This window comes from Haemophilus sp. HMSC066A11, from assembly GCF_001811665.1.
GTDB lineage: Bacteria > Pseudomonadota > Gammaproteobacteria > Enterobacterales > Pasteurellaceae > Haemophilus > Haemophilus influenzae.
In genome coordinates, this window is sequence record NZ_KV805870.1 from 19,723 (window position 1) to 31,905 (window position 12,183).

Annotated in this window: 11 protein-coding genes and 1 pseudogene; 4 read left to right on the forward strand and 8 right to left on the reverse strand. The window is 38.0% G+C overall.

Annotated features, from left to right (window positions below):
• Positions 1 to 51: 51 nt before the first annotated feature.
• Positions 52 to 1,281 (forward strand): 2-oxoglutarate dehydrogenase complex dihydrolipoyllysine-residue succinyltransferase, encoded by a 1,230-nt coding sequence (gene odhB, locus HMPREF2813_RS05805; RefSeq protein WP_011272725.1) that lies wholly within the window; start codon positions 52 to 54, stop codon positions 1,279 to 1,281.
• A gap of 115 nt (positions 1,282 to 1,396) precedes the next feature.
• On the opposite strand, the gene nrdB is transcribed toward odhB, so the two are convergent.
• The 7 genes from nrdB to HMPREF2813_RS05840 form a co-directional block, all read right to left on the reverse strand.
• On the reverse strand, positions 1,397 to 2,527 hold the full coding sequence (gene nrdB / locus HMPREF2813_RS05810; RefSeq protein ID WP_005650087.1) for a class Ia ribonucleoside-diphosphate reductase subunit beta: 1,131 nt from the start codon (positions 2,525 to 2,527) through the stop codon (positions 1,397 to 1,399).
• Positions 2,528 to 2,651: 124 nt separating this feature from the next.
• Positions 2,652 to 2,936, reverse strand: a complete 285-nt coding sequence (locus HMPREF2813_RS05815) for a hypothetical protein (RefSeq protein ID WP_011961883.1) — start codon at positions 2,934 to 2,936, stop codon at positions 2,652 to 2,654.
• A 13-nt stretch (positions 2,937 to 2,949) separates the two neighbouring features.
• The gene (nrdA, locus tag HMPREF2813_RS05820; protein ID WP_011961884.1) at positions 2,950 to 5,220 is read right to left on the reverse strand and encodes a class 1a ribonucleoside-diphosphate reductase subunit alpha; all 2,271 of its coding nucleotides are present in this window, start codon (positions 5,218 to 5,220) and stop codon (positions 2,950 to 2,952) included.
• A 254-nt stretch (positions 5,221 to 5,474) separates the two neighbouring features.
• Positions 5,475 to 6,056: a division/outer membrane stress-associated lipid-binding lipoprotein gene (gene dolP, locus HMPREF2813_RS05825; RefSeq protein ID WP_011961885.1), complete on the reverse strand. Its 582-nt coding sequence runs from the start codon at positions 6,054 to 6,056 to the stop codon at positions 5,475 to 5,477.
• Positions 6,057 to 6,112: 56 nt separating this feature from the next.
• Positions 6,113 to 6,697 (reverse strand): D-sedoheptulose-7-phosphate isomerase, encoded by a 585-nt coding sequence (locus tag HMPREF2813_RS05830; RefSeq protein WP_011961886.1) that lies wholly within the window; start codon positions 6,695 to 6,697, stop codon positions 6,113 to 6,115.
• 12 nt (positions 6,698 to 6,709) lie between these two features.
• Entirely contained in the window at positions 6,710 to 7,069 is a 360-nt protein-coding gene (locus HMPREF2813_RS05835; protein WP_005654204.1) for a YraN family protein, read from the reverse strand.
• Positions 7,069 to 8,796 (reverse strand): penicillin-binding protein activator, encoded by a 1,728-nt coding sequence (locus HMPREF2813_RS05840; protein WP_014550685.1) that lies wholly within the window; start codon positions 8,794 to 8,796, stop codon positions 7,069 to 7,071. The genes HMPREF2813_RS05835 and HMPREF2813_RS05840 overlap by 1 nt, the downstream gene beginning before the upstream one ends.
• Positions 8,797 to 8,867: 71 nt before the next feature.
• Here HMPREF2813_RS05840 and rsmI point away from each other — a divergent pair, with 71 nt between their 5' ends.
• From rsmI to HMPREF2813_RS05855, 3 genes are all read left to right on the forward strand, one after another.
• On the forward strand, positions 8,868 to 9,719 hold the full coding sequence (gene rsmI / locus HMPREF2813_RS05845) for a 16S rRNA (cytidine(1402)-2'-O)-methyltransferase (RefSeq protein ID WP_011961888.1): 852 nt from the start codon (positions 8,868 to 8,870) through the stop codon (positions 9,717 to 9,719).
• Between the two features lie 101 nt (positions 9,720 to 9,820).
• Complete coding sequence (gene tldD, locus HMPREF2813_RS05850; protein WP_011961889.1) at positions 9,821 to 11,269, forward strand: metalloprotease TldD; 1,449 nt, start codon at positions 9,821 to 9,823, stop codon at positions 11,267 to 11,269.
• 112 nt (positions 11,270 to 11,381) lie between these two features.
• Positions 11,382 to 11,933, forward strand: a complete 552-nt coding sequence (locus HMPREF2813_RS05855; RefSeq protein WP_014550686.1) for an NlpC/P60 family protein — start codon at positions 11,382 to 11,384, stop codon at positions 11,931 to 11,933.
• A 121-nt stretch (positions 11,934 to 12,054) separates the two neighbouring features.
• On the opposite strand, the pseudogene HMPREF2813_RS10140 reads toward HMPREF2813_RS05855, so the two are convergent.
• Positions 12,055 to 12,183 (reverse strand): annotated as a pseudogene (locus HMPREF2813_RS10140) (IS3 family transposase); the annotation flags it as partial.

The window sequence follows — 12,183 nt, forward strand, 5'->3', positions numbered from 1 at the left end:
GGGAGCCAAGATAATTAAGATATAGTAAAAAAGAAGAAAAGGAAAAATAAAATGACAATCGAAATTCTTGTTCCAGACCTACCTGAATCAGTTGCAGATGCAACTGTTGCCACTTGGCATAAAAAACTGGGCGATACTGTGAAACGTGATGAGGTTATTGTGGAAATTGAAACGGATAAAGTCGTGCTAGAAGTTCCCGCACTTTCTGATGGTGTACTGGCTGAAGTTGTTCAAGCTGAGGGCGAAACAGTGGTGAGTAAACAGTTGCTAGGCAAAATTTCTACGGCTCAAGAAGGAGATGTCAGTTCAGCGACGTTAAAAGCAACGAATGAACCCACACCATCTGATCGTCAAAATGCAGCGATTGAAAATAGTCATAATCATAATGCGGATCAGAGCCCTGCAATTCGTCGTTTATTAGCAGAACATGATTTACAAGCAGATCAAATTCAAGGTTCGGGTGTGGGTGGTCGTTTAACACGTGAAGATATTGAACGTGAAATTGCAAAACGACAAGCACAGCAAGTGAAACAAGAAGCTGCCACTGAGCAAAATACAATTAGTACGGTGGCTTATAGCGCACGTTCTGAAAAACGTGTGCCAATGACCCGTTTGCGTAAACGTATTGCTGAACGTTTACTTGAAGCCAAAAATAGTACAGCAATGCTTACTACTTTCAATGAAGTGGATATGCAGCCGATAATGACTTTGCGTAAAACCTACGGCGAAAAATTTGAAAAACAGTATGGTGTCCGTTTAGGCTTTATGTCTTTTTATATTAAAGCGGTTGTGGAAGCATTAAAACGTTATCCTGAAGTGAATGCTTCTATTGATGGGGATGATGTTGTTTACCATAACTATTTTGATATTAGTATTGCAGTTTCAACACCACGTGGATTAGTCACACCAGTGCTTCGTGATTGCGATAAGCTCAGTATGGCAGAGATCGAAAAACAAATTAAAGCATTAGCTGAAAAAGGTCGTGATGGCAAATTAACAGTAGAAGATCTTACTGGCGGCAATTTTACTATTACAAATGGTGGCGTGTTCGGTTCTCTTATGTCCACTCCAATTATCAATCCACCACAAAGTGCGATTTTAGGAATGCACGCTATTAAAGAACGCCCGATTGCGCTTAATGGTCAAGTTGTGATTCATCCTATGATGTACCTTGCTTTATCTTACGATCATCGTTTAATTGACGGCCGTGAATCTGTTGGTTTCTTGGTAACGATTAAAGAATTATTGGAAGATCCAACAAGATTGTTATTAGAAATCTAAGAAATAAAAGGCTTTCTGTGTTAGAAAGCCTTTTAAAATGAATAAAAAATTAACCGCACTTTAAATATTTAAAAAGAATATTCCAAAGTGCGGTTAGTTTTTTATGTGTTTTTAATTAGAGAGAAAAATCGTCAAAATCATTCGTATCAACTTTTGAGTCAATTTGACCTACAAGATAAGAGCTTACTTCTACTTCTTGTGGTGCAACCTGTACGTTATCTGACACTAACCAAGCGTTAATCCAAGGAATTGGATTTGAACGTGTTTGGAATGGTAGTGGCAATCCAACAGCTTGCATACGGATATTAGTAATATATTCTACGTATTGAACTAAAATATCTCTGTTGAGGCCGATCATAGAACCGTCTTTAAATAGATAATCAGCCCAAGCTTTTTCTTGTTCTGCCGCTGCAACAAATAAATCATAGGCTTCTTGTTTACATTCTTCCGCAATTTCTGCCATTTCAGGATCGTCTTGACCTGCAGCCATAATATTTAAAATATGCTGTGTACCTGTTAAATGCAAGGCTTCATCACGTGCGATAAATTTAATAATTTTTGCATTCCCTTCCATTAAACGACGTTCAGCAAAAGCAAATGAACAAGCGAAAGAAACGTAGAAACGAATTGCTTCAAGTGCATTCACGCTCATTAGGCAAAGGTAAAGTTGTTTTTTCAAACTACGTAAAGTTACGACGCATTCTTTGCCATCTACGGTATAAGTGCCTTCGCCGTATAAGCCATAAAGTTGGCTATCACGGATTAAATCATCGTAGTAAGATGAAATATCTTGTGCACGTTTGATGATTTCTTCGTTAGTTACGATGTCATCAAATACGATAGAAGGATCGTTCACAATATTACGAATAATATGTGTGTAAGAGCGAGAGTGGATGGTTTCAGAGAATGTCCAAGTTTCAATCCAAGTTTCTAATTCAGGAATCGACACTAAAGGCAATAATGCCACGTTCGGGCTACGACCTTGAATAGAATCCAATAAGGTTTGATATTTTAAGTTGCTGATGAAGATGTGTTTTTCGTGTTCAGGCAATGCTGCGTAGTCGATACGGTCTTGCGATACATCTACTTCTTCTGGACGCCAGAAAAAAGAAAGTTGTTTTTCAATCAGCTTCTCAAAAGTCTCGTATTTTTGTTGATCGTAACGCGCAACATTAACGTTTTGACCAAAGAACATCGGTTCTTTTAATTGGTCGTTTTTGTTTTGTGAGAAAGTGGTGTATGCCATTTTTGTTTGTCCTTTAATTTTATGAGTAAAGTGCGGTCAGTTTTTTAAACGTTTTTTCATACTGGCGCAAGCGTATTCACTTGTGCCTTTGTCTATTTACTTAGCACAAACGTGGACGCTTGCGCTATTGGATGGGATTTTTTTTAGTGTAATTTTTCCATAAATTTTGGAGCTCCCAACCAATTTCATATTCAGTATCGTCTCTAACCACCTTGACTCCTTTTGAAACCTCTATGTATATAGAGGCCAACAAAGGCTTGTTTATATCTCGAGTGGGGGAATATAGTTCTAATTTAATATTTGGATGTTCATTTTGTAGTAATGATGATGCATTGAAAAGAAAATCCAATAAATATTCTTTAGAATATAGTTTTTCCATATTTGAGCCAAAATCTACCGTAATTAGCATATTCTACCTCCAGTTAAATCTTACAAGCCCCACCAGCACAGCCGTCATCAAGATCTTCTTGAACATCTTCGGCACCGTCGCGGGTATTTTGATAGTAAAGGGTTTTTAAACCGTATTTGTAAGCGGTTAATAAATCTTTTAACAACACTTTCATTGGTACTTTGCCGTCTTCAAAACGTTTTGGATCATAGTTTGTGTTTGCAGAGATCGCTTGATCCACGAATTTTTGCATAATACCGACTAAGTGTAAGTAGCCGTCATTACTTGGAATATCCCAAAGTAATTCATAGTTATCCATTAAATTTTCATATTCAGGTACAACTTGTTTTAAGATACCATCTTTTGATGCTTTAATACTTACGTGACCGCGTGGTGGCTCAATACCATTAGTCGCATTGGAAATCTGCGATGATGTTTCTGATGGCATTAAGGCAGTTAATGTTGAGTTACGTAAACCAAATTCTTGAATATCTTTACGTAAACTTTCCCAATCATAATGTAGAGGCTCTTGTGTTAAGGCATCTAAATCTTTCTTATAGGTATCAATCGGTAAAATGCCTTTTGCATAAGTGGTTTCATTGAAGTATTCACATGCACCTTGCTCTTTTGCTAAGTTCATAGAGGCTTTCAACAAATAATATTGAATGGCTTCAAAAGTGCGGTGTGTTAAATCGTTGGCTGAACCATCAGAATAGCGAACACCATTTTTCGCAAGGTAATACGCATAGTTAATGACCCCAATACCGAGTGAACGGCGTGCAAGTGAGCTACGTTTTGCTGCCACAACAGGGTAATCTTGATAGTCTAATAAGGCATCAAGAGAACGAACCGCAAGATCCGCAAGTTCTTCTAATTCATCTAAGTTTTCAATTTTACCTAAGTTAAAAGCGGAAAGTGTACAAAGTGCAATTTCCCCATTTTCATCGTTAATGTGCTGAAGCGGTTTAGTTGGTAATGCAATTTCTAAGCACAAGTTAGATTGACGAACTGGTGCAACTTGTGGATCAAACGGAGAGTGGGTATTACAGTGATCCACGTTTTGAATGTAAATTCGACCCGTTGATGCCCGTTCTTGCATTAATAAAGAAAAGATTTCAACTGCTTTAACAGTACGCTTACGGATAGTTGGATCTTGTTCGTATTTTACGTAAAGTTCTTCAAATTTGTCTTGATCCGCAAAGAATGCTTCATAAAGTCCAGGTACATCTGATGGACTAAATAAAGTAATCTCGCCACCTTTAATTAAACGTTGATACATTAATTTGTTTAACTGGACGCCATAATCCATATGACGAACACGGTTGTCTTCTACACCACGGTTATTTTTTAATACGAGCAAGTTTTCTGCTTCTAAGTGCCAAATTGGGTAATAAAGTGTTGCTGCACCGCCACGAACGCCACCTTGTGAGCAAGATTTCACCGCAGTTTGGAAATATTTATAGAATGGAATACAACCTGTATGGAATGCTTCTCCACCACGAATTTCGCTACCTAATGCACGAATAGCCCCTGCATTAATACCAATCCCTGCACGTTGTGAAACATATTTTACAATAGCTGATGCTGTTGCATTGATTGAATCTAAACTGTCATCACATTCAATTAATACGCAAGAGCTGAACTGACGAGTTGGTGTACGCACACCCGCCATAATTGGTGTAGGTAAGGAAATTTTGAAAGTCGATGTGGCATCGTAGAAACGTTTTACATAATCCAAACGTGTTTCTTTTGGATATTTAGAGAATAGACTTGCGGAAACCAGCAAATATAAGAATTGTGCAGACTCGTAGATTTCTCCCGTCACACGGTTTTGTACTAAATATTTACCCTCCAATTGCTTCACTGCAGCATAAGAAAACGTCATATCACGCCAATGATCGATGAAGCCGTCCATTGTGTCCCATTCTTCACGAGTATAATCATCTAATAACGCTTGATCATATTTTTCCATACGTACTAGTTTTTTGACGTGATCGTATAAACGAGGGGGATCGAAATGACCATAGGCTTTTTTACGTAAATGGAAAATCGCTAAACGAGCAGCTAAATATTGATAATCTGGCGAATCTTTGCTGATTAAATCTGCGGCTGCTTTAATAATGGTTTCGTGGATGTCTGAAGTGCGAATGCCTTCATAAAATTGAATATGTGAACGAAGTTCTACTTGAGAAACAGAAACATTGTCTAGTCCTTCAGCAGCCCACGTAATCACACGATGGATTTTATCAAGATTGATTTGTTCTTGCGTACCGTCACGCTTTGTAACCATTAAACTTTTATTCATTGTATTAGCCTTCTTGTTGTTATTTAAAACAGGATTTAAAACACAAGATATAGTGTTTTTATGAAAACGATGCACAAGATAATGTGTTTGAAAAAAGATCGCAAGTAATAAATTTTTTGATTTGATTCTTGACAATAGATAACTTATTTAAAAATAAACGGTTTTTGTGAGAATAAAAATTAAAATTTTTTATTTAGAAAAATAAGAAAAAGTGCGGTAAAAATTTGTTGAATTTTTCACCGCACTTTGAAGGATTAGTCTAGGTATTTGAATACTTTAATTACTTTTTTCACGCCGCTGATTTTGCTGGCGATGTCGGCTGCCGCATTGGCTTGAGATTGTGTGACGTTACCCAGTAAAAATACTTCTCCATTTTCGCTAATCACTTTGACATCTGTGGCTTTAACTCGACCATCAACGAACATCTTAGATTTGACTTGCGTTGTGAGCCAACTATCTTTACTGATTTGTGCAAAAGAGATTTTTGAGCTAACAGTTAGTTCATTATAAACTTCATTTACACCTTTAACACCCTTTGCAAGAGCTGTGGCAGTGTCTTTTACATCACTATTAGGAACTTGACCTATTAAAAGTACTCGGCCATTGTAAGACACTGCATTTACACGGCCTTCAGCCTTAATTTGGGCATCTTTTTCTACAGCATTTTCTACTTTAAATTCGAGGGTTTCATCATCAATTTGTGTCCCTGTCGTTCGGGGATCGGTAGCTACTTTAGCTGCTACAGCACCACCTCCAATCACAGCTGCAACACAGCCTTGTAGAAAAATAGTCGCCCCAAGCAGGATAGCGAGTTTTTTTAACGGGGATAATGTCATAATTAACTCCTTTTTAGATTAAATTACTATTAGTTTGAAAGTGATTTATTTTCCTGTCAAGCACTTGGGAATAAAGTCTGATCAACCAATTCACAAACTGCATTAATCACAAAAAGATGATTTTCTAAAATGCGACTTTCCTTGATGGCTGGAATCGAAATTTCCAAGTCATTGTCTGCTAAAATTCCTTGAATGGCATCGTTGTTAGAGCCAGTTAGCGCAATAACATTAACTTCTTTGCTGACAGCATGAGAAATAATATTTAGTACGATTTTTTCTGTCCCCAAAGGTGCAAAAGCAATAAGTAAGTCGCCCGATTTTGCAATGGCATTAAATTGATGACAATACAATTCTTCAGGCGATTGTTCAAAAACAAGTGAAGAACCCACCGCACTTTCTAAGCTCAATAACACAGACGGGAAGCTCGGTCTAACTAAATCATATCGATTAAGTAAGTTTGAGACGAGAAACTGTGCATTGGCATAAGAACGCGACACGCCACAGGCGATAACCTTATTACCGCCTAATAAACATTGCATTACCATTTGTGTGGCGTTGGTAATATTTTCAGAAAGCATACTTGATGCTGCAATTTGAATTTGAATACTTTCGCTATAAATATCTTTTACTTTTTGTAACATTATAAAAAGCCATTAATCGAGAAAATTAGGAATCCATTGAATATCTTGAGGTGTTTTGCCAAAAGCGATTAAATCAAAGCGGCAATTAGCATCTTCTAAGCTCATATTTTGTTTTGCAAGCCATAAATTTGCGGCATCTAACCATTTTTGTTGTTTTCGCCAATCTACGCTTTCTATAGCAGAACCATAGGCGGAATGACTTCGTTGGCGAACTTCAACAAAGACGATAGTTTCTTTGTCATTCATTATTAGATCAAGTTCACCACATTTGAAATTTTGATTAGCCGCAATAAATGTTAAGCCTTTTGATTCTAAAAAAAGGCGAGCTTGATGCTCAAAGCTCGCCCCTTGCTGACGTTTTAAAGAAAACATTAGTTTGCAACTGGTACAATTGCACCATCTTGATATTGATACCAAGTCATATCGCGTTCAACATTACAGTTGGTATCAGCACTTAAAATCCCTGTTAAGCCACTCAAGCGATAGCCTGGCACTTGGCGTAATTCATTAAATTGATTAATGAGCAACCACGCATCCGCACCCATTGCATATAAACGCATCAATTGATATTCGCCCCCCGTGGATTTTGCTAACTTCTGATATTGTGGAGAATTGGTATCTTTAAAAAATGGAATATCACTAAACTGTACACCGTTCATCTGTGCGATGAAGTCGGTATTAGTGTTTGTCGCACTTGCGCTTGCTCGAGAACTGGCATAAATCGCTAAATTAGGTACGATATTTGTTAAATAACCTTTCATTTCTGCCAGTTCAGTTGGACTTGCTACGGCATAAAGTGCGGTTGTATTTGAGTTATTTTCTTGAACGAAATAGGTCACATCCGCAGGCAAATTGTAGTAACGGATATTCGCATCAGTACCTGCTAATTGCTGCCAACGCACATTAAAGGCATTGCCTACGCGTTGTCCTAAATCATTTTGCGGCATTGCGACAAGTGGATTACGCACGCCATCGTTCCACATTTTATTGGCGGCAGATTCAGCTTCATCTTCTGGAGAAAGTCCGTAATAACAAAGTTGAGGAATCGCACGAGAATGTGGTGTGGCATTTAATGCAAGCACATCCATACCTTGAATTTGAGCAGGATCTGCTAAAATCACATCAAGATTTTGTTTTAGTAATGGGCCGACTAAGGTTTTAATTCCTGCTTGTTTTGCTTGAGCAATGATATCTTGTACAGAATTCATTGAGGTATCAAATACTTGCACTGGAATGGTTGAGTTACCTTTTGCGTCGTTGAAACCCGATTGAATGGTTGTGCCAAGAATTTGTCCGTCACCACTTAATGGCAAGAGTAAACCAATTTGTGAAATAGTGGTTTGTTGGAAATTAAGCAATGTAAGCAATTCTTTTGGGAACAACGTTGCGGCTGCATGATTTGGATAAGCATTTTTCCAACTTTGTAAGGCTTGGCTTAATTGTACAGGCTGACGAATATAATCGTTGTAGGCTTTGATTAATGTTAGCCAACCGCCTAAAGCTGCATTACCTTCATCAGAGGCATTATTAATAACGCCAGTATTCGCTGAACGCAATAAAGCCCAAGTTTTATCAATATTATCTTGACGACGTTGTACATCTGTTAAATTCTTATCCATTTCTATCCGCGCTTTTACCGCTTCAATCATGTCTTTACTGTTTTCGGCAACAATAGCTAAGGTTTCGTAATAACGAGATTTTTGTGACGGGCTTAGTTTATTTAAATCCAATGCACGTAATTGATTTTGCGCGACGTCATTGGCATTTTTTGCAGCAGAAATTCTCGCTTCAATTAATGCACGATCTAATTTTTGCGCATCATTTAATTCGCCTAATTCCCTCAATAACGCTGCCGATTGTTCAACCTTATTTTCACGGATTAACACGCGAGCCGCGAGCAATTTATAGGTTTGTTGATCTTCAAGTTCTTGCGTTTGCCCTAATTTGTTTATATAAAATTCAGAACTTGCATTTGCATCTTTTTGTAAGGTTTGCGTGAAATTGCTACCAAGTAGATTTGAACAGCCAGCTAAAGCCATTGACAATAAAATTGGCATTAAACGTTTTTTAAAACGTCCGCCTTGTAATAGAATAGACATCTTTGCTCCATCATAAACAGACAATAGTTGCAGCAGATCTTACTTATCTCATAACTTAAAAGCAAACAAAAATGACTGATTTAACCGGAATTTTATACATTGTTGCCACACCGATTGGCAATTTACAAGATATTACCCAGCGTGCTTTAGAGACTTTTGCTCAAGTGGATTTAATTGCAGCAGAAGATACTCGCCATAGTGGACTTTTATTGAGCCATTACGGCATTAAGAAGCCATTTTTTGCTTTGCACGATCATAACGAACAAGAAAAAGCCCATATTTTGGTGGAAAAGCTCAAGCAGGGGAGTAATATTGCTTTGATTTCTGATGCGGGGACGCCATTAATCAGTGACCCTGGTTTTCATTTAGTACGCCAATGCCGTGAAGTTGGCATTCGAGTTGTGCCTTTGCCAGGAGCTTGTGCGGCAATTACCGCTCTTTGTGCATCGGGGATTGCTTCTGATAGATTTTGTTTTGAGGGTTTTTTACCCGCGAAAAGTAAAGCGCGCAAAGATAAATTAGAAAATATCGCAGAAGAAGACCGCACTTTGATTTTTTATGAATCCACTCACCGTATTTTAGATACACTAGAAGATATGCAAGCGGTGCTAGGGGAAGAACGATACATTGTGTTAGCCCGTGAAATGACTAAAACTTGGGAAACGATTACGGGGAATACGATTAAAAATTTACGCGAATGGCTTTTAGAAGATCCCAATCGTACAAAAGGCGAGATGGTTTTGATTGTGGAAGGCAAACCAAAGTCTGACAATAACGATGAAATTTCGCCGCAAGCGGTAAAGGCGCTTGAGTTAATTGCAGAAGAATTGCCACTTAAAAAAGCAGCAGCTATAGTGGCTGAGTTGTATGGTTATAAGAAGAATGCTTTGTATCAATTTGGATTAGCGCATTTGGAAAAATAACCTCAAAATCAACCGCACTTTATTAATCCGATTTTAATCTGTGCTGTTGTATTAAACGGATACAAGCACTCACAAGATATTTACTTTAGACTGGAAAAAATATGTTAAACCAAGTTTCAAATACATTACTGACACCAAGTAATCTTTCAACTAAATCATTACTCAATATTTTTGACATTATGTCGCATCGCAATATTGATTATGCCGATCTGTATTTTCAACTTAGCCAAGATGAAAGTTGGGTATTAGAAGACGGTATTATAAAAGAAGGCGGTTTTCATATTGATCGTGGCGTTGGTGTGCGGGCAGTTTCTGGTGAGAAAACGGGGTTTGCTTATGCCGATCAAATTAATCTTTCTTCTTTGCAGCAATGTGCGGAGGCGGTAAAGGGGATCGCGCAAGTCAAACAGGGGAATTTGATTTCGCCATCCGCTTTTAATGTTGTAAATCCTATTGCTCGTTATGCGGCGATTAATCCTCTGGAAAGTTTGACTAAAGAGAGAAAAATTGAGCTATTACATTTGGTTGATCGTACAGTGCGCGCAGAAGATCATCGTGTCACCAAGGTTTCAGCAAGCCTCAGTTCCGTTTATGAAGAAGTATTAATTATGGCGACAGATGGCACATTAGCCGCAGATATTCGCCCTTTAGTTCGCTTATCTATTTCTGTGTTAGTAGAGGAAAATGGAAAACGTGAACGAGGAAGTTGTGGTTCTGGTGGGCGTTTCGGTTTAGATTGGTTCTTTGAAGTTGTTGATGGCGATATTAGAGCAGTACTTTTTGCTAAAGAAGCGGTTCGTCAGGCCTTAGTAAACCTTAGTGCAGTTGCAGCCCCCGCAGGATTAATGCCTGTTGTGTTAGGCGCAGGTTGGCCTGGTGTGCTGTTACACGAGGCTGTTGGGCACGGTTTAGAAGGCGATTTTAACCGTAAAGAAAGTTCACTTTTTACAGGCAAGATTGGTGAGCAAGTGACTTCACCGTTATGTACGATTGTGGATGATGGTACGATTGAAAATCGTCGAGGTTCACTAACTATTGATGATGAAGGTGTGCCAAGCCAGTGCAATGTACTCATCAAAGACGGGATTTTGCAAGGTTACATGCAAGATAAAATGAATGCCCGTTTGATGGGCGTTGCTCCAACAGGAAATGGACGACGTGAGTCTTACGCCCATTTACCAATGCCTAGAATGACTAACACCTATATGCTTGCTGGACAAAGTCAGTTTGATGATTTGATTGCTTCTGTAAAACAGGGGATTTATGCACCGCACTTTGGTGGAGGGCAAGTGGATATTACCTCTGGTAAATTTGTATTTTCCACTTCAGAAGCTTATTTAATTGAAAAAGGAAAAATCACGAAACCAGTTAAGGGTGCAACTTTAATTGGCAGTGGCATTGAAGTGATGCAAAAGATTTCTATGGTTGCAGATAAATCAGAACTTGATTTAGGTATCGGGGTTTGTGGTAAAGAGGGACAAAGTGTACCTGTTGGCGTAGGGCAGCCAGCACTAAAAATTGATGAAATTACTGTTGGTGGAACAAATTAAGTCATTGTGTAAAAGATCACAAAAATTCCATTAGAATTGGATTTTTACTGGCAATTTTATTCAAATTTTGATAGCCGCTGCGAAATTTTATTTCTTTTAATTATTTGAAATTATGTTGAAAAGAATTTTAGTTATTATTGGTTTAGCTGTATTAGCAACCGCTTGTTCTAATGCACCACGAACGGTAAGTCATCAGGTTATTTCAGAAAATGATGATATTCAATTAACTGGTTTAATTAATAATTTAGAAAAAGATAATCGAACAGGCATTTTTCACAAAGTGAGAACAAACCGTTCCTCTGCTTTGATGGGCAATAAGGCTCTAGCCAGTGTTTATAATGAATGGGTTGGCACTCGCTATCGTATGGGCGGTACGACTAAACGTGGTATTGATTGTTCAGCATTTATGCAAACTACTTTTTCTGAAGTTTTTGGTATTGAATTGCCTCGTTCTACGGCTGAACAGCGTCATTTAGGTAGAAAAATTAATAAATCAGAACTTAAAAAAGGCGATTTAGTTTTCTTCCGTAAAAATAATCACGTTGGTGTTTATATTGGTAATAACCAATTTATGCACGCAAGTACAGGGCAAGGCGTGACAATAAGTTCCCTTGATGAAAAATATTGGGCTAGAACCTACACTCAATCGCGTCGTATTATGTAATGAAAAAGAAAAGCGAACATTGAGTTCGGTTTTTTTGATCAGTTTATTGATAAATGATCTGACCCCAAAAAGTTAGACTTATTTAGCTCATGGAGCTTTTTTTCCAGTTATTAAAACATCTAAAGAAGCTTTCCATTCTACTGTTATCTAAACAATTTCCCTTCACATACTTTGAATGCCATTCTCCCTGAGTATGTGTTGATAATCTATCATCTGATATTGCCAACCTTGGTCGGAATGTAAAATCGGT